Source organism: uncultured Salinisphaera sp. (assembly GCF_964012375.1).
Taxonomy (GTDB): domain Bacteria; phylum Pseudomonadota; class Gammaproteobacteria; order Nevskiales; family Salinisphaeraceae; genus Salinisphaera.
Map to the genome: position 1 here is coordinate 72,266 of NZ_CAXGSH010000001.1, position 17,671 is coordinate 89,936.

General features: G+C 63.6%; 19 protein-coding genes. 13 read left to right on the forward strand and 6 right to left on the reverse strand.

The annotated features are described in order from the left end of the window. A complete protein-coding gene (locus ABNU97_RS00360) occupies positions 1-420 on the forward strand; it encodes a hypothetical protein (protein WP_348764764.1) in 420 nt (139 codons plus the stop codon). Between the two features lie 75 nt (positions 421-495). Beyond that, positions 496-915, forward strand: a complete 420-nt coding sequence (gene mscL / locus ABNU97_RS00365) for a large-conductance mechanosensitive channel protein MscL (RefSeq protein ID WP_348764765.1) — start codon at positions 496-498, stop codon at positions 913-915. Here mscL and ABNU97_RS00370 read toward each other — a convergent pair. Next, the gene (locus ABNU97_RS00370; RefSeq protein WP_348764766.1) at positions 912-1,358 is read right to left on the reverse strand and encodes an SRPBCC family protein; all 447 of its coding nucleotides are present in this window, start codon (positions 1,356-1,358) and stop codon (positions 912-914) included. The two genes, mscL and ABNU97_RS00370, sit on opposite strands and share 4 nt — an antisense overlap. 162 nt (positions 1,359-1,520) lie before the next feature. On the opposite strand from ABNU97_RS00370, the gene ABNU97_RS00375 reads away from it, so the two are divergent. Then, the gene (locus tag ABNU97_RS00375; RefSeq protein ID WP_348764767.1) at positions 1,521-1,901 is read left to right on the forward strand and encodes a hypothetical protein; all 381 of its coding nucleotides are present in this window, start codon (positions 1,521-1,523) and stop codon (positions 1,899-1,901) included. 368 nt (positions 1,902-2,269) lie between these two features. Here the strand turns inward: ABNU97_RS00375 and ABNU97_RS00380 are convergent, their stop codons facing one another. Further along, the gene (locus ABNU97_RS00380) at positions 2,270-3,391 is read right to left on the reverse strand and encodes an enoyl-CoA hydratase/isomerase family protein (protein WP_348764768.1); all 1,122 of its coding nucleotides are present in this window, start codon (positions 3,389-3,391) and stop codon (positions 2,270-2,272) included. A gap of 183 nt (positions 3,392-3,574) precedes the next feature. Between ABNU97_RS00380 and ABNU97_RS00385 the strand changes: the two genes are divergently transcribed. After that, positions 3,575-3,829 (forward strand): Lpp/OprI family alanine-zipper lipoprotein, encoded by a 255-nt coding sequence (locus ABNU97_RS00385; RefSeq protein ID WP_006914525.1) that lies wholly within the window; start codon positions 3,575-3,577, stop codon positions 3,827-3,829. Between the two features lie 109 nt (positions 3,830-3,938). On the opposite strand, the gene ABNU97_RS00390 is transcribed toward ABNU97_RS00385, so the two are convergent. The 3 genes from ABNU97_RS00390 to ABNU97_RS00400 all read right to left on the reverse strand — a co-directional run bounded on the left by ABNU97_RS00390 (position 3,939) and on the right by ABNU97_RS00400 (position 6,096). Continuing rightward, positions 3,939-4,898, reverse strand: a complete 960-nt coding sequence (locus ABNU97_RS00390) for a L,D-transpeptidase family protein (RefSeq protein WP_348764769.1) — start codon at positions 4,896-4,898, stop codon at positions 3,939-3,941. Between the two features lie 291 nt (positions 4,899-5,189). Then, positions 5,190-5,834 (reverse strand): pyridoxamine 5'-phosphate oxidase, encoded by a 645-nt coding sequence (gene pdxH, locus ABNU97_RS00395; RefSeq protein ID WP_348764793.1) that lies wholly within the window; start codon positions 5,832-5,834, stop codon positions 5,190-5,192. 43 nt (positions 5,835-5,877) lie between these two features. After that, positions 5,878-6,096 carry a dodecin gene (locus ABNU97_RS00400; RefSeq protein ID WP_293626725.1) on the reverse strand — a complete coding sequence of 73 codons (219 nt, stop codon included), beginning with the start codon at positions 6,094-6,096 and terminating at the stop codon, positions 5,878-5,880. A 130-nt stretch (positions 6,097-6,226) separates the two neighbouring features. Between ABNU97_RS00400 and ABNU97_RS00405 the strand changes: the two genes are divergently transcribed. The 5 genes from ABNU97_RS00405 (at position 6,227) to ABNU97_RS00425 (ending at position 12,647) form a co-directional block, all read left to right on the forward strand. Next, positions 6,227-7,213, forward strand: a complete 987-nt coding sequence (locus ABNU97_RS00405) for a YhdH/YhfP family quinone oxidoreductase (RefSeq protein ID WP_348764770.1) — start codon at positions 6,227-6,229, stop codon at positions 7,211-7,213. Positions 7,214-7,265: 52 nt separating this feature from the next. Beyond that, positions 7,266-8,399: a 2-methylcitrate synthase gene (prpC, locus tag ABNU97_RS00410; RefSeq protein ID WP_348764771.1), complete on the forward strand. Its 1,134-nt coding sequence runs from the start codon at positions 7,266-7,268 to the stop codon at positions 8,397-8,399. 68 nt (positions 8,400-8,467) lie between these two features. Beyond that, positions 8,468-8,860 carry an MAPEG family protein gene (locus tag ABNU97_RS00415; RefSeq protein WP_348764772.1) on the forward strand — a complete coding sequence of 131 codons (393 nt, stop codon included), beginning with the start codon at positions 8,468-8,470 and terminating at the stop codon, positions 8,858-8,860. 315 nt (positions 8,861-9,175) lie between these two features. Continuing rightward, a complete protein-coding gene (locus ABNU97_RS00420) occupies positions 9,176-10,675 on the forward strand; it encodes a wax ester/triacylglycerol synthase family O-acyltransferase (RefSeq protein ID WP_348764773.1) in 1,500 nt (499 codons plus the stop codon). 274 nt (positions 10,676-10,949) lie between these two features. After that, complete coding sequence (locus ABNU97_RS00425) at positions 10,950-12,647, forward strand: glutamine--tRNA ligase/YqeY domain fusion protein (protein ID WP_348764774.1); 1,698 nt, start codon at positions 10,950-10,952, stop codon at positions 12,645-12,647. Between the two features lie 336 nt (positions 12,648-12,983). Here ABNU97_RS00425 and ABNU97_RS00430 read toward each other — a convergent pair whose 3' ends face one another. Next, positions 12,984-14,471: a carboxyl transferase domain-containing protein gene (locus tag ABNU97_RS00430; protein ID WP_348764775.1), complete on the reverse strand. Its 1,488-nt coding sequence runs from the start codon at positions 14,469-14,471 to the stop codon at positions 12,984-12,986. A gap of 155 nt (positions 14,472-14,626) precedes the next feature. Here ABNU97_RS00430 and rsmG point away from each other — a divergent pair, with 155 nt between their 5' ends. The 4 genes from rsmG (at position 14,627) to ABNU97_RS00450 (ending at position 17,660) form a co-directional block, all read left to right on the forward strand. Further along, on the forward strand, positions 14,627-15,268 hold the full coding sequence (gene rsmG, locus ABNU97_RS00435) for a 16S rRNA (guanine(527)-N(7))-methyltransferase RsmG (RefSeq protein WP_348764776.1): 642 nt from the start codon (positions 14,627-14,629) through the stop codon (positions 15,266-15,268). Between the two features lie 138 nt (positions 15,269-15,406). Continuing rightward, positions 15,407-16,252 carry a ParA family protein gene (locus ABNU97_RS00440; RefSeq protein WP_348764777.1) on the forward strand — a complete coding sequence of 282 codons (846 nt, stop codon included), beginning with the start codon at positions 15,407-15,409 and terminating at the stop codon, positions 16,250-16,252. Positions 16,253-16,279: 27 nt separating this feature from the next. Then, on the forward strand, positions 16,280-17,128 hold the full coding sequence (locus ABNU97_RS00445) for a ParB/RepB/Spo0J family partition protein (RefSeq protein ID WP_348764778.1): 849 nt from the start codon (positions 16,280-16,282) through the stop codon (positions 17,126-17,128). Positions 17,129-17,309: 181 nt separating this feature from the next. Then, complete coding sequence (locus ABNU97_RS00450; protein WP_348764779.1) at positions 17,310-17,660, forward strand: ATP synthase subunit I; 351 nt, start codon at positions 17,310-17,312, stop codon at positions 17,658-17,660. Positions 17,661-17,671: the final 11 nt, after the last annotated feature.

Here is a 17,671-nt window from a genome sequence, read left to right on the forward strand (position 1 = left end):
ATGCAAACAAAGATATGGCGTTTCGGGCTGGCCATGGCGGCGCTGCTGGCGCTTGCAGGCTGTGCCAGCCAGAAACCGGTGCTCTACCCCAATTCGACCCTGCAGCAGCGCGGCGAAACGGCCGGCAATCAGGCGATCCAGGCTTGCATGCAACGTGCCGATGCGGCCGGGCTGGATTATTCCAAGGGCAACGTGGCCCGGCGTACCGCCGAAAGCGGCGCCATTGGCGGTGCGGGCGGTGCCGTCGGCGGTGCCATCTATGGCAGCGCCACCCGTGGCGCGATCGCCGGTGCGGCCGGCGGTGCGACCGCCGGGCTGATTCGCGGCATGTTCGATCGCAACGATCCGGCGCCGGTCTATCGGGCCTATGTGAACCGTTGTCTGGCCGAGCAGGGCTACGAGCCGATCGGCTGGGAATAAGGAAGCTACCGCGCGGTCAAGCCACCGACTATGATTCGCGCCAACGCATATGCGTTGCAAGAACCGGAGCGAATCATGGGTTTTTTGAGTGAGTTCAAGGCATTTGCCGTACGCGGCAACGTCATCGATCTGGCCGTGGGTCTGGTCATCGGGACCGCGTTCGGCAAAATCGTGTCGTCGCTGGTCGCCGATATCATTTCCCCGCCGCTGGGCCTGCTGATCGGCGGCGTCGACTTCTCGGGCCTGAGCGTGACCTTGCGTCAGGCGGTCGGCGACACGCCGGCGGTGACGCTCAACTACGGCGTATTCATTCAGACCGTCATCAGTTTCGTGATCGTCGCCTTTGCGATATTCCTGGTGGTGCGGGCCATCAACTCACTCAAGCGCAAGGAAGCCGAAGCGCCCAGCGCGCCGCCGGCCCCCTCGGTGCAGGAAACGCTGCTCACCGAGATCCGCGACGCCCTGCGCGAACGCAACGCCCAGGACCGGCCCTAGCGCAGCCGCCGCGCCCAGATCATCAACGCCAGCCGATAGGCCACCGCCATTTGACGGGCCACGGCGAACTCCACGCCGCGGCCGACCAGGGGCGTGATCGCCTCCAGGGTCGAGCGCCAGTGCACGCGGGTATGCGGCGTGCTGCCCGCAAGCGGCTCGAACGTCAGGCGCGCGCCGTGGTGCACGATGGGCAGGGGCGACGAAATGATGCGATAGCCCAGCGCGCTGGCGGGCTCGTATTCGGTGATGCGCTCGACGATTCGGGCTACGCCCAGATCGAGCACGCGCTCGGCGTTGACGCCGTCGCGGTGATGGTCGCCGGCGCGGCGCAGCCAGGCATGGCGAACACCGGGCAGGCTGGCATAGCCGGCATGATCGCTGACCACATCGAAAGCGGTCGCGGCATCGACGGCAAAGACCTGGGCGACGTGAAGCTTCTGCATGAGAACTCGCGGGCTCAATCCGAAACGCCATCTTATCGCTTTTCGGCATGCGCGAGGTGCGCCCCGCGTATGCAGATGACATCGACCCTTAGTCGACAGGGCCCCCAATAAGCCGCGTTTTGTTCTAGACTTTTTATCCACAAACATTCTTGGGGGAACGTGATGGCCATTCCATACCTGCGCGCCTGGACGATCTCGGCCGCCGCTGGTGCATGCCTGCTGATGACGGCCTGTGCCAGCGATCCGAAGCCGGCCCAGCCCAGCGTGCTCGACGAACCGGTCGATGCCTTCGACGCCGTGGCCGAGCCGCGCCGCCCCGGTGGCCACAACAATCGCGATGCGAATACCCTCTCCACCGATATCGAGCGGCTACAGAACGCGCGCCAGGCCTACCGGCTGGAGCAGGAGCGTCTGCGCGCCGAAACGTCGCGTCGTCAGGCCGAATGCCGCGCGCGCGAAGGCTCACGCGAGGTGCCGATTCAGGACGGTAGCGGCGACACCAGCGCGACCTATTGCCAGCCGGCATCGCAGAACGAACGCTGATCCAGGCGGATTGAGCATGGCACGTGGGCATCGCCACCGGCCAGCCCATAACCGCTACAGTCCGTAGCGCCGCGGCGCGTGGCTTGGATAGCGACGACAACGGTTATATGGAAAGGGCTTTGTCCGCAGGTCGACGCAGATTCACGCAGGTTGGATAAGTAACTCCGGCAAAGCGCATGTCGGGCGTTCAGTCGCATGCCGCATTTCAAGCGCAGCACAGTCGCCAGCGTGCTGGCCTGCAAACCTGTAGTTCTCGATCTGCGCGAATCTGGGTCGAGCTGCGCCTAAGATGAAGCCGTTCGGCCTGCAACCCACTGCCTCGCAATGAAAATTGCGCGGCAGTGGGTTGAATCAAACCCGCCGTCGCTTCAGGGCTTTACGTCCGGCAGGTCGCGCAGCGGGTGGTCGCCGTCCCAGGGGGCACGGAAATGGGCGTCTACATAGTCGCTGGGCACGGCGGCTACCGATTCGAAGATCCATTGCGGCTCGCGGTCCTTGTCGACTAGCAGCGCGCGTACGCCTTCGGCGAAATCCGGGTGGCGACAGCACTGCAATGCCATCTTGAGTTCGCGCATCACGGCCTGCTTGAGCGACAGATAGCGGCCGTCGCGCAGCTGGCGATAGATCAGGTGGGCGGTCACCGGGCAACCGTTTTCTACGTTGCTAGCCGCTTCGACCAGCCAGGGATCCTCGGCGTCTGCGAGTTTGCGAATGCCGGCGACGATACCGGCCAGGGTGGCGGCATCGGTGGCGTCGCGAATGGTCATGGCGTGTTCGAGCAGTTTCGATTCGCCCAGGCCCGCCGGGTGTTCCCGGGCATGCTGGCGCAGCACGCGATCGACCGCGGCATGCGGCTGGTTCCAGTCGGTGATACGCGTCAGGGCATCGAAGACGGTCTGTTTGGCGGCGTGGTCGATGGCGCGATCGGCCAGGCCTGCTACCAGTGCGTCTTGGGCGCCGAGCGTGGCGCCGGTCAGGGCGACGAACAGGCCGAGTCGTGTCGGCAGGCGGTTGAAAAACCAGGTGGCCGCACAGTCGGGAAAAAGGCCGATCTTGATTTCCGGCATCGACAGGGTCGAGGCTGCGGTGACAATTCGATGTGAGGCCGCCGAGAACACGCCCATGCCGCCGCCCATGATCAGGCCATTGCCCCAGGCGATACAGGGCGTGGCGAGCATATGGATCGCGTGGCACAGCCGGTATTCGAGAGTGAAGAAACGGTCGGGATAATCCGGATCGCCCTGCCCGGTCATGCCCTTGTAGAGCGACACGATATCGCCGCCTGCGCAGAAGGCCTTTTCGCCGCTGGCGTCGATGAAGATCGCGGCGATTTCGGTGTCGGCATCCCAGGCGGTCAGCTGCTTGTACAGCGGCTCGAGCATGTCCAGGCTCAAGGCGTTGAGTGCGCTCGTGTTATTGAGCGTAACGTGGCCGATGCGCTTGCCGTTGGTGCTCACGACCTCGTCGAAAAAAATGGCGGCATCTGTCATGGGCAATCTCGTAGCCGGGCTGGTCGGGCGCGCATGCTCGCGCGGAATACGCGCATGCACAAGAATTTGTTTTCGGCTGCAGAATATGATCTACAAAAGTGTATGGCTGTGATAGCTTATAGACGCCCTGTCAGGCGGTTTGCCTGGCCTTATATGAAAGAAATGAAAGACAGGAGTCTTATTATGACCAAGACGCTGCTGAAATCCGCGTTTGTTGTTGGTGTTGTTGCTGCTGCTGCTGGTTGCGCGAGCAGCTCCGATGGCATGCAGTCCAGTGTTGACCAGGCCATGCGTAAGGCCGAATCCGCGCAGTCGACCGCCAACGAAGCGCAGCGCACGGCCAACCGCGCCATGCAGACCGCGCAGGAAGCCAAGTCCGCCAGCCAGGCGAACTCGCAGCGCATCGAGCGTATGTTCGAGTCCTCGCAGCGCAAGTAAGCGTTCGCGAACGACGGCGGCCTGAGCGCCGTCGCGTGAAAAACCCCGCCTTAGCGCGGGGTTTTTTTTGTCCGGTAGCGCGACACGATGGTCGCGCCAGACTGAGCCGCTAGCGTTGTTCGACGGTCACGCCGATCGGTTCCGGCATGCCGTCGGCTTTTTCGACCACGGCCTGGGCGCGATCCCAGTCGATCGGCGCCTTGGGATGATCGGCCGTCGCCGAAATCAGGCTTTCGACCCAGGGCGTAAAGGAACGCACCGGCGCATCGCCGTTGGCATCCGGCGGGTGCGATTCGATAAACAGCGTATTGCCTTCCCAGCCGATCTTGTACGGTTCGCTGATGATATTCACCGGCGTGCCCGTGGGCACGAGCGCGAACAGCGACGCGATATCTTCCGGATAGAGCCGGATACAGCCGTGCGACACCTTCAGGCCGATACCGGCCGGTTTGTTGGTGCCGTGCAGCAGGTACGAGGGCAGCCCCAGGTAAAGCGCATGCTGGCCGAGCGGATTGTCCGGCCCGGCGGGCACGACCGCGGGCAGCGTGTCGCCTGCCTTTTCATGTTCCGCGCGAATCGAGGCGGGCGGTGTCCAGGTCGGATCCGCCTTCTTGCGGACAACCGTGGTTTTCGCCAGCGGCGTGGACCAGCCTTCACGGCCGATACCCAGCGGGTAGGTCACCACCTTGCCGGCGTATTCGCTGCCCTCGGGCGGGAAGTAATACAGCCGCATTTCCGGGATGTTGATGACGATGCCCTTGCGCGCCACGTTGGGGAGCACGTAGCGGGTGGGGATCACCATGGGCGTGCCGTCGCCGGGCAGCCATGGGTCCACGTCGGGGTTGGACAGCCGCAGCTCGCGATAACCCACGTTATAGCGGCGCGCGAGTTTGACGAAGGTGTCGTCTTCCTCGGTCTTGATGTGCTGGAGCTTGCCGACCACATCCGAGCCTTCGGGCGGCATATCGTAAATCGCGGCATGGGCGGCGCTCGCGGCAAGGCCGAAGCCCAGCACGGCCAGCGCAAAACTCAGAAGGGAATACCGGCGTAGGCGCGCGGACAAAGTCATAGCATCAGTTCCATCAAAGCGGTACGACCGATATCGGCATTCGGTCCATGCAACTGCAGACTGTACCGAATTCGGCCGGTCGCAGTCGCGCACGAAGCCACGGCTGCTCGGGCCTGTCGTCGCGAGATAAGCCGTCGCATCGGCGACCAAGCCGCGGCAAGACAAGGCATCGCGAGTGCCGCGTGGTTGCATCAGGTAAGCGAGCCAACCCATGAACCATGACGCCGGATTGCCGTGGCTTGGCCGCCGCCCGATCGTTATTCGTTTGGGGTTAGCCCGTGCCGACAGGCGCTAGGGCGCGAGCCGATCGATCTGCCAGCGGTCGCCGCTGCGCTGATAACGCAGCCGGTCGTGCAGGCGGCTACGACGTGCCTGCCAGAATTCGTACATATCGGGCACTAGCGCATAGCCACCCCAGTGATCCGGGCGGGGCACATCCTGTTCGGCAAAGCGGGCTTCGACATCCACCACGCGCTGTTCGAGCTCGGCCCGGTCGGCAATCACCCGGCTTTGCGGCGAAGCGTGCGCGCCCAGCCGGCTGCCGCGCGAGCGACGCGCGAAATACGTATCCGATGCGCTGGCATCGAGCTTGTGTACCCGACCTTCGATACGCACCTGACGTTCGAGCGCTTCCCACCAGAACACGAGTGCGGCCTGTGGATGCGCGGCCAGCGCCTCGCCCTTGCGGCTGAGGTAATTGGTATAGAAGCGAAAACCCTGGGCATCGAAGCCCTTGAGCAACACGATGCGCGCCGACGGACGACCGCTGGCATCGACCGTGGCCAGCGTCATGGCGGTCGGTTCGACCATGGCCGCCTGCTGGGCCAGGCCATACCAGTCGTCGAACAGGGCCAGCGGATCGACCGGCGCGTTCTCTTCAATGAGATCGCGCCGGTCGAGCTCGCCCTGCCACGGGCTTGGAGCGTCGTCGGTCATCGAGTCGGGTCCTTTATTCACGCTCCAACTCCCGTATCAGTAATTAGCCGGCCTTGTCTTCGAGGGTGAAGCCGACCTTCACCGAGACCTGCCAATGGGCGACCTCGTTGTTCTCGATATGGCCGCGCACGCCGGTGACCTGGAACCAGCGCATGTTCGCGATCGTCTTCGAGGCTTCGGCGATGGCCTTGCGCACGGCGTCTTCCTGGCTGGTTTCCGAAGAGCCGGTCAGTTCCACGGATTTGTATACGTTGTCGCTCATAGATCGTTCTCGTTGGAAATTGAACCCCGGCAAGCCTACGCCCGAGCCGGCAAGGCCTCAAGCGACGGCGAACAGTCGTTCAATATGATACAAACGGCGGCCTGAGTTCTTAGTCACGAACAGGCCAAAAATGAAAGCACTGCGCATCGTCGATACCGACAACGGCACCCGCGCCGACATCACCGACATGGAGCTCAACGAGCTCAGCGAAGGCAATGTCGTCATCAAGTCGCATTACTCCTCGCTCAACTTCAAGGATGCCTTGGCGATCACCGGCAAGGGCAAGATCGCGCGCAAGCGTCCGCTCAATGCCGGCATCGATGTCGCCGGCGTGGTCGAATCCAGCGAGGACGAGCGCTTTTCGCCCGGCGACGAAGTGGTCGTCACCGGCTGGTTCATGAGCGAAACCCGCGATGGCGGGCTGGCCGAGTACGTGCGTATCCCCGCCGAATGCGTGGTCAAAAAGCCGGAGGGCCTGACGCTCTGGCAGACCATGGCGCTCGGCACCGCGGGCTTCACCGCGGGCATGGCGGTCAAGCGCATGACCGACAACTTTCAGAAACCCGAGGACGGCCCGGTGCTGGTGACCGGCGCGACCGGCGGCGTGGGCATGTTCGCGATCGATATTCTCGCTCAGGCCGGCTATGAAGTAGTGGCCGTCTCGCGCAAGGCCGAGGCCGAAGGCGACTTTCTCAAGCAGCTCGGCGCGACCGATGTGATCACCCCGGACGCGCTCGATCTCGAAGGCAAGCCCCTGGGCAAACCGGTCTATGCCGGCGCGATCGATGCGGTCGGCGGCGATCTGCTCGCCAATATCGTGGCCCAGGTCCAGCCCTACGGCAACGTGGCCGCGATCGGCCTGGCCGGCGGGCCCAAGCTGTCGACCACGGTGATGCCGTTCATCCTGCGCGGCGTATCGCTGCTGGGCATTCATTCGGTGGAATGCCCGAACGCCTGGCGCGAGGAAATCTGGGCCAACCTCTCCGGTGCCCAGAAGCCGGCCCATCTGGACACCATCGCGAACCAAACCGTAGGCTTGGCCGACGTTCACGGCGTGTGCGACACCATTATGGCGGGTGAGAACACCGGCCGCACTGTGGTCGATATCCAGGCCTGAAAACGGCGCAAGCCACACGTCGATTCAAGAACAATCCCAGGAGTTTCGGGTAATGAGCAAGACTGAAAACACGGCCGGTCTGGCCGGTGTCACCGCCGGCAAGACGGCTATCTGTACCGTCGGCAAGAAGGGCGTGGGCCTGACCTATCGCGGCTATCTGATCGAGGATCTGGCCGCCAAGGCCGAATTCGAGGAAGTCGCCTATCTGATGCTCTACGGCGAGCTGCCCACGCAGAGCCAGCTGGACGCCTACAAGAAGCGTCTGGCCGGCATGCGCGGCCTGCCCGACGGCGTGAAAACCGCGCTGGAAGTGCTGCCGCGCGACACTCACCCGATGGACGTCATGCGCACGGGTGCCTCGGTGCTGGGCACCATCGAACAGGAAAACGATGCCGCCAAACAGCAGAACGACGTGGCCGATCGCCTGCTGGCGAGCTTTCCGTCGATGCTGATGTACTGGTACCACTTCGTGGAATCGGGCAAGCGCATCGATGTGGATACCGACGACGACAAGATCGGCGGCCACTTCCTGCATCTGCTGCACGGCGAGAAGGCGAGCGAGGACGCGATCAAGTGCATGTCGACGTCGCTGATCCTCTATGCCGAGCACGAGTTCAATGCTTCCACCTTCACCGCGCGTGTAATCACCGCGACGCTGTCGGATTTCTATTCGGCCGTGACCGGCGCGATCGGCGCGCTGCGTGGTCCGCTGCACGGCGGTGCCAACGAAAAGGCCATGGAGCTGATCCAGACCTTCAAGGATCCGGACGACGCCGAAGCCGGCCTCAAGAAGATGCTGGAGAACAAGGAAAAGATCATGGGCTTCGGCCATCGCGTCTATAAAAAGGCCGATCCGCGTAACGGCATCATCAAGGAGTGGTCGAAAAAGCTCGCCGGCGACGATCCCTACAAGCAGAACCTGTATGCGATCTCCGAACGCCTCGAGCAGGTCATGCTCGACGAAAAGGGCATGTTCCCGAACGCCGACTTCTACCATGCGACGGCGTACCACTTCCTCGGCATCCCCACGCAGCTGTTCACGCCGATCTTCGTGATCTCGCGTCTGACCGGCTGGGGCGCGCACATTTTCGAACAGCGTGCCGACAACCGGCTGATCCGTCCGAACGCGGAATATGTGGGCCCGGAAGTACGCGATTTCCGTCCCATCGATCAGCGCGGCGCATAATCGTTATGGAAAGCGCGCGCCGGTAGGCCGTCAGCTCTGTCGACAATAACCAAAGCAAGGAGATAGTGATGATTCTGGCTTACTGGTGCGTGCTTATTGCCGCGCTCATGCCCTTCGGCTTCGTGCTGTACGCAAAGCTCGCGGGCCGCAACAAGATGGGTCTGGAAGAAAACCGCTACCCGCGGCAGTGGCTCGAGCAGGTCGAGGGCGCTCAGAAACGCGCCTACTGGGCACAGCTGAACTCCTTCGAGGCGTTTCCGCCGTTCGCGGCGGCGGTAATTATTGCCGTGATCTCGGGCGGCGCGATCGGCGCGATCAACTTCTTCGCCGTGCTTTTCATCGTGCTGCGCTTGATCTATGGGTGGTGCTATATCAGCGACCGGGCCACCCTGCGCAGCCTGATCTGGTCGGGCGGGCTGCTGTGCGTGCTGGCGCTGTTCATCGTGGCCGCTATCGGCTGATATACGACGGCTTCGGGCCGACCGGGCTTTGAAGCGTCTGCCATGCCGTACGACAGGCGCCGTATCTGCGCGGTACGGCGCGTCTTGTCGTGCCTGGAATAATTCGCGGTAGGTGCGCGGGCGCGGCAAAGAGCGCAAAGTACGCATGTGAGCGTCAGGCGTAGGACTTGCGTTGCGCGGCCGCGTTCACGATGATTGGGCATAATAAAAATATCGATTTTCAAAAAAACGCGGTGGCATGGCCCGGCCGATGCGGGTGACAAATCGTGCCGGCCGATCAATGTCCGGAATCGTGTGCGAACAGGAGACACGTTGATGGAGACCAAACGCCTGAACCTGGTCGATATGGCCTGGCTCAATGTGGAAACCGAGAATGCGCCGATGCAGGTCGGCGGCCTGCTCACGTTCCAGATTCCCGACGGTGCCCCCAAGGACCTGCCGCGCCGTATCGTCGAGCATTACCATCAGTTCTCGCAGGCCTATTCGCCTTGGAACCACCGGTTGCGCCCGGGCGCGCTGCGTACCGTCGCGCCGGAGTGGGAGCTGCTCGACGAGATCGACGTGGAATACCACTTCCGGCATTCGGCCCTGCCGGCCCCCGGTGGTGAACGCGAACTGGGCGAGCTTGCATCACGTCTGCACAGCCATCCGCTCGATTTCCGGCGCCCGCCGTGGGAGGCGCATCTCATCGAAGGGCTCGAAGGCAATCGCTTCGCGCTCTATATCAAGCTGCACCATTCGCTGCTCGACGGAGTGGCCGGCATGCGCCAGCTCGCCAAGGCGCTCGCCGACGACCCCAACGATACCGAGCGCCCGCCGTTCTGGGCGCTGCCGCCGAAAAAGCGTCGCAAGCGTTCGCCTGGCGAAACACGGCCGGGCATGTACCGGGCTGTAGCCGAGCTGATGGGCGGTGCTGCCGAGCAGGTGGGGTCCTTGCCGGGTTTTGCGCGCGTGGTGCGCAGCATGCTCAAGAGCGCGCGTTCGGAAACCGGCACGGCCGGCCTGCCGTTCTCGTCGGCGTCATCGCTGCTCAACAGCCGTATTCAGTCGCAGCGGCGCTATGCCACGCAGCTCTATTCGCTGGCCGAATGCCGCAGCCTGGCCCACAACGCCGGCGTGACGGTCAACGATATCGTGCTCACGATCTGCGGCGGCGCGCTGCGGCGGTATCTGCGCGAGATCGGCGAACTGCCGAGCAAGCCGCTGACCGCCGGCATTCCGGTCTCGGTACGCCCGGCCGACGACCAGGACGAAGGCAACGCGCTGACCTTCATCGTGGCCAATCTTGCAACCGATATCGAATCGACGCCGGAACGGCTACAGGCGGTCGCGCTTTCGACGCGGCGGGCAAAAAACGAGCTGAGCAAACTCTCGGCGGCAGCCATCACCCAGTACACGGTCGCGCTGATGGCGCCCTATGTCCTGTCGCTGGTCACCGGCATGGGCGGGCGCACGCGGCCGGTGTTCAACGTCACGGTATCGAATCTGCCCGGCCCGGAAGGCCCGCTCTATATCCACGGTGCGCAGATGGAGGCGTTCTATCCGACCTCGTTGGTCACCCATGGTCAGGCGCTCAATATCACCGTGCACGGCTACGGCGATACGCTGGGCTTTGGCTTTATCGGCTGCCGGGAAACCCTGCCGTCGATGCAGCGGCTGGCCGTTTATGCTGGCGAAACGTTGGACGAACTGCGCGAGACCTACGGCGATCGCGATACGCCCGCCCAGGATGAGGCCGTCGCCGATGACAAGTCTTCGACGTCAAAAAGTACCGCCAAGCGGCGCAAGAAGACGACGCAAAGCGCGACCGGCTGATTCGCACAACGCTCTGACCAAAACAAAAGGCCGGCCTTGGGGTCGGCCTTTTCTTTGGCCTGGATACACCGGCCCCGTCATCGACGACGTATTGCCGGCGTCGCGGGCACGGCCAGGGGTGTACCCTCCAGCTGCGTGGGTCGGGGCCGGCAGCGCTTACCGAATACGGGCGCGCAATGTCGCAGCGCCGAAAGTGAAGGCCCAAGCCGTTATAATTCCGACCTGAGTTTTTTGTATTTCGTTCGGCTTGCGGGCACGAGCGCGGGTGGCATTTATGAGCGATAACGCAGCGTCGACGTCCAAATCCGGCAACAATTTCGTACGCAACATGATCGCCGAGCAGATCGAACGCGGCGATCACGTGGGCGAGGTGGTGACACGCTTTCCGCCCGAGCCGAACGGTTTTCTACATATTGGCCACGCGAAATCGATCTGCCTGAACTTCGGCCTGGCCGAACACTTCGGCGGGCGCTGCCGGCTGCGTTTCGACGACACCAATCCGGAAAAAGAGGAACAGGCCTTCATCGATTCCATCCAGGAAGACGTGCACTGGCTCGGCTTCGACTGGGATGGCCACGTCCGCTTCACCTCGGATTATTTCGATACGCTTTATGAATACGCGCTGCACCTGATCGAAAACGGCGATGCCTATGTCGACGAGCTGACCTCCGAGCAGGCACGCGAATACCGCGGCGACTGGAACACGCCGGGCACGAACAGCCCCTACCGCGATCGCACGCCGGAAGAGAACCTCGCCGCCTTCGAAAGGATGCGCGCCGGCGAGTTCGGCGAAGGCCAGGCCTCGCTGCGCGCCAAGATCGATATGGCCGCGGGCAACATGAACCTGCGCGACCCGGTGATCTATCGCATCCGGCATGCGACACATCACCAGACCGGCGATGCCTGGTGTATCTATCCGTCCTACGATTTCGCCCACGGCCAGTCGGACGCCATCGAAGGCGTGACCCATTCCATCTGTACCCTGGAATTCGAGGATCATCGCCCGCTCTACGACTGGTTCATCGAACATCTGCCGGTGCCGGCCCGTCCGGTGCAGACCGAGTTCGGCCGTCTCAACCTCAACTACACCGTCACCAGCAAGCGCAAGCTCAAGCGCCTGATCGACGAGCAGGTGGTCGACGGCTGGGACGATCCGCGCATGCCCACCCTGGCGGGCATTCGTCGGCGCGGCTATACGCCGGCCTCGATTCGCAACTTTTGCGAAACGATCGGCGTAGCGCGCAGCGACGGCGTGGTCGATGCGGCCATGCTCGAACACGCCATCCGCGACGACCTGAACAACAATGCGCCGCGGGCCATGTGCGTGCTCGATCCGCTCAAGATCGTGATCACCAACTACCCGGAAGACGGCGTCGAACAGCTGGTGGCCGCCGGGCACCCCAACCGCGACGATCTGGGCGAGCGCACGCTGCCGTTCACGCATGAAATCCTGATCGAGAAAGAGGATTTCCGCGAAGAGGCCAACAAGAAATACAAGCGCCTGGTGCTGGGCAAGCGCGTACGCCTGCGCAATGCCTATGTGATCGAAGCCACCGATGTGGTCAAGAACGACGCCGGCGAGATCGTGGCAGTGCATTGCACCTATGACCCCGACACCCTCGGCGACAATCCGGCGGACGGCATCAAGCCCAAGGGCGTTATCCACTGGGTATCGGCGAGCCACGGCAAGAAAGCCACGGTGCGCCAGTACGACCGCCTGTTCGCGGCGGAACATCCGGGCCGCGGCGATCGCGACATGCTCGACGACCTCAACCCCGATTCGCTCACGGTATACGAAAACTGCACGATCGAGCCCGATCTGGCCACGGTCGAGCCGGAATACCGGGTTCAGTTCGAGCGTATCGGCTATTTCGTGGCCGATCGCCACGATCATGCCCCGGGCAAGCCGGTGTTCAACCGAATCGTGCCGCTACGCGATACCTGGGCCAAGATCGAGGCCGACGACGGGTAACGGGCTTCGATTTCGTGAAACGAGTGCGCAAACGAACGCGGATAAACGCGAATTCGGGCAAGTCTTAGAGTGCAGGGGTTCGTTCATTGACGCGAACCGCAGATTTCGCAGATTGCACAGATTGATTCAAACCAGCCCTTCGGGCGGCTATTTGTCACCATCGCCGCGTAAGTCACCAGGGCTTTAAGCGGCTGATAACCAATCTGCGAAATCTGCGATTCCTGTCTTTAAAAAGCCCGACACACGAACGTGAATGCAACGCAGGCTTGCCCCGGCGCAAGAGCCGGTCCGAGACTTGATCCGCGTTCGTTTTCGGGGCCAGAACTTTAGCCGTTGCTAGCCGCCAAGCGCCGCGGCCAACCAGCGCCGCGAATCGGCCGGGTCGATCACATCGTCGATTTCGAAATAGCTGGCCACGTTTTCGGCCTTGCCCTGTTCGTACATCGAATCCACGAGCTGTTGATAGCGGGCGGCGCGCTCGGATTCGTCTTCGATGGCTTCGAGCTCGCGTCGAAACCCGAGCGTGACCGCACCTTCGACGCCCATCGGCCCGAATTCACCCTGCGGCCAGGCCACGGTGAAGTTCGGTCGTTTGAGGTGGCCGCCGAGCATCGCCTGGGCGCCCAGTCCGTAGGCCTTGCGCAGCACGATGCCATACCAGGGCACCTGCACTTTGGCGCCGGCGATGAACAGCTGCGACGCGTGCGCGACCGTGCCGGTCTTCTCGGCCTCGGGGCCGACCATGATGCCCGGCGTATCGCAGAGCGTGAGCAGCGCAATGCCGTGGGTGTCGCACAGGCGCATGAAATCGGCGGCCTTGCGTGCTGCCGCGCTGTCGATCGCGCCGGCCAGGCTGCGCGGGTTGTTGGCGATGACGCCCAGGGGTCTGCCCTCGATGCGGATGAAGGCGGTTACGAGGTTGGGGGCATGGGCTGCACCCAGTTCGGTCATCGAGTCGATATCGGCGAGTGCGGCGACGATGCGGCGCACGTCGTAGGTCATGCGCCGGTTGGCGGGCATGAGCTCGGCAAGCCGGGCGCTGTCCGGTGCCGCAAAGTCGGCGATCGCGCCCTGAAAATACGCCAGGCAGCGCTTGGCCGTGGCCACGGCCTCGACTTCGTCGGCGACCACGATATCGACGACCCCGATCGCGGCCTGCTGCTCGGCCGGGCCGATATCCTCGGGCGCGTATTCGCCCAGGCCACCGCCCGCGATCATGGCTGGGCCGGCCATGCCGAGATTGGCGTCGCGGGTGGCGATGGTGATATCGCAGCAGCCGAAAAAGGCGGCGTTGCCGGCAAAGCAGCGCCCGGCATTGATGCCGATAAGCGGTACCTCGCCGCTCAGCCGGGCGAAGCTGTAGAAGCTGGTGACTTCCAGCCCCGAGTTGACCACCAGCGCGGCGTCGGTATCGCCGGGGCGGCCACCGCCGCCTTCGGTGAAGAAAACCAGTGGCAGGCGTTCGCGGCGCGCAATATCGACCATGCGGTCGGTCTTGCGATGGTTCTGATAGCCCTGGGTGCCGGCGAGCACGGTGTAGTCGTAGCTCATTACCGCGCAGCGTGCATGCGCGCCGTCGAAAACATCGCCGTTAACGCGGCCAACGCCGCTGATCAGCCCGTCGGCCGGCGTCTCGCGCTTGAGCTCGTCGAGCGCGCGCCGGCTGCGCTGGGCTGCGATGGCCAGCGCGCCATATTCGATAAAGCTGTCGTCGTCGCACAGGTCGGCAATATTTTCGCGGGCGGTGCGTTTGCCCAGCGCACGACGCTTGGCCACCGCCTCGGGGCGGGCGCTATCGTGCGTAGTGGTATGGAAATCGGTCATGAACGATCTTGGCTGAAACGAGGGGCGATCCGGCAGCATGAAGCCTAAAACAGGTCTTTGGCAGCTGCGACACGGTCGCGATGACGAACTGGACGGCTAAAATCGCTATCCTGAACGGCTGAATTGGGGAGGACCACGATGGGGCAAGCATGGCGATGACGGATTGGGCCGCCTGCGAACAGCGTCTGGCGGACGGGATCAAGGACATCGGCGTGGACGTGGGGCGCTCGCCGCAGGCGCAGCTGATTGCGTATCTGCGTGAGCTGTCGACATGGAACGCGACCTATAATCTCACTGCGGTGCGCGATCCGCTGGCGATGGTCACGCGGCACCTGCTCGACAGCCTGGCGGTGCTGGATTTCGTTTCCGGCGCGTCGGTGGCCGATATCGGCAGCGGCCCGGGGCTGCCGGGGCTGGTCATTGCGATCACGCGGCCGCGCATGACCATCACCCTGGTCGAATCCAACCGCAAGAAGGCGGCGTTTTTGCGCCACGTGCGCCGGCGTCTCGAGCTGGATAACGTGATCGTGGTACAGGAGCGGGTCGAAGCGGTAGAAACCGACGACAAATTCGATACCGTCATTTGCCGGGCGTTTGCCGCTGCCGGCGAGTGTGCGCGGCTGGCGGGTCATCTGGTGGCGCCGGGCGGGCGATTTCTGTTGATGAAAGGCCGCGACCCGGCCGAAGAGCTGGCCGACTTGCCGCTGGATTTCCGGCATGTGGATACGGTGGCCCTGCGCGTGCCCGGCCTCGAGGCGGATCGCCACCTGGCCATTCTGGAGCCGGGGCTGATCTGAACGCCCGGCGAGCGTGTCCAACGTTCGATCACGCCGGCCCGGTCCGCAGCGCGAAACGGTGTGGTCGGGCCGCAGGTCATGCGCTGGAACCGGCTTGCGCATAACATGCGCTTCACGAGTCCATTAGACTGAGCGGCCATGAGCAACATCATCGCCATTGCCAACCAGAAAGGCGGCGTCGGCAAGACGACGACGAGCATCAATCTCGCGGCTGCGCTGGCCGAGGCCGAGCAGCGCGTGCTGCTTGTGGATATGGATGCCCAGGGCAACGCGACCATGGGCGTGGGCGTGGACAAGAACGCGCTCGAGGCCACCGTCTGCGATTTCCTGCTGGGCGACAAGGGCGTGTCCGAAGCGCTGCAGGTGGTGCTCGACGGACAGTTCTTTCTGCTGGGCGCCAACGGCGACATGACCGCGGCCGAGGTCGGCCTGCGCGATCGCAAGAACGGCCGCCTTGCGCTCAAGCAGGCGCTGGCCGAAATTTCCGACAGTTTCGACTACGTGATCATCGACTGCCCGCCGGCGCTTTCCATGCTCACCGTCAACGCGCTGGCGGCCGCGCGTGGGGTCATCATTCCCATGCAGTGCGAGTATTACGCGCTGGAAGGCCTGTCCGACCTGCTCGAAACCATCGAGAGCGTGCGCAAGATGATGAACCCGGAGCTCATCATCGAAGGCGTGCTGCGCACCATGCACGATCCGCGCAATCGCTTGACCGGGGATGTCTCGGCCCAGCTGATCGATTATTTCGGCAGCGCCGTTTACGAAACCTGTATTCCGCGCAACGTGCGCCTGGCCGAAGCGCCCAGCCACGGGGTGCCGATCATGCAGTACGATAGCGCGGCATCGGGCGCGACCGCCTATCGCCAGCTGGCTGCCGAAATTCTCGGACGCGACGACAGCGAAGTCATCGACGCGCCGCGCAAGGGCGCGCGCCGAGCGGTGTCGTCGTTGTTCGGCCGGCGTCGGCGCAACGCCGGCTAAAGCGCATCACTCAAACAAGATCGGGCTATGGCACAGAAAAAACGCGGACTGGGGCGCGGTCTCGAATCGCTGCTTTCCAACGATTTCGACGACACGCCGGAAACCGGCAGCGAACTCGTTGAGCTCGAGCTCGATGCCCTGCGCCCCGGGCGCTATCAGCCCCGTCGCGACATGGACGCGGAGGCGCTGGAAGCCTTGGCGCAGTCGATACGGACCCAGGGCGTGGTGCAACCGCTGGTGGTGCGCGACGCCGACGGCGGCTACGAGATCGTTGCCGGCGAGCGGCGCTGGCGTGCGGCGCGTCTGGCGGGGCTTGCCACCGTACCGGCGGTGGTGCGCCCCATGGCCGACGAGGCCGCCATGGCCGTCGCGCTTATCGAAAACATCCAGCGCGAAGACCTCAACCCGCTCGAGGAAGCCGCCGCGCTGCGCCGGCTGATCGAGGAATGCGGCATGACCCATGCCGCCTGTGCCGAGGCCGTCGGGCGTTCCAGGGCAAGCGTGTCCAACCTGCTGCGGCTGGCCGAGCTGGTGCCCGAAGCCCAGGCGCTGCTGCGCGCCGGCGATATCCAGATGGGCCATGCACGGGCCTTGCTGGGCGCGCCGAGCGCCCTGCAGGCCGATCTCGCCGCGCGGGTGGCAGCACGCCAGCTGACCGTGCGCCAGACCGAAGCCCTGGTGGCCTCGGCCATGGCAGAGAAAGGCGCCGAAAGCGCGCCGCGGCAAAGCAATCGACTGGTGCGCTTCGAGCACGAGCTGGGCGAAACACTGGGTGCGAAAGTCACCGTGCGCTCGCAACGCGGCGGGCGTGCCCGGGTGGTGATCGACTATCCCAATGCGGGCGAGCTCGATAATCTGCTCGATCGTCTGAAGTAGCGGTTGCGCTGCGTGCTGATCGCATTTTGTTGTAAATAACAGGCGTTTTCGGCGCGATTGACCTTCCATTTCGCTTTGTCTATAGTCCGCCGAGCGTTGGGCGCGCCGCGAGTGATTCGCGTGTCCGTCCGGAGCCGCGGTGGGGGGTTCTCAAGTGATATCCCGACCACGTCCGCGCAACATGCGCCTTGCTTGGGTGGTGTTGGGCACGCAACTCACAATGGGCCTGTTGGTGGCTGCCATGTTTGGCGCCGCGACGGGGCCGGCGTCGGCTAAGGCCGCGCTGTTTGGTGTGGTCGTGGCTGTTTTGCCGGGCCTGTGGATGGCGCTGTGGTTGCTGCCGCGCCGCAGGCAGGTGGACGCACCGGCCATGGCTCGCGCCTTTTATTGGGGTGAGCTGGGAAAATTAGGATTGACTGTGGGGCTGTTCGTGACGGCAGCCCTTTTATTTGGTCAGCAGTTTTTATCGCTGCTGGCGACATACGTGGCTTGCCAAGCTTGTTACTGGCTCGCCTTAGTTTTGACGCGCTAGCTGCCGCCGAA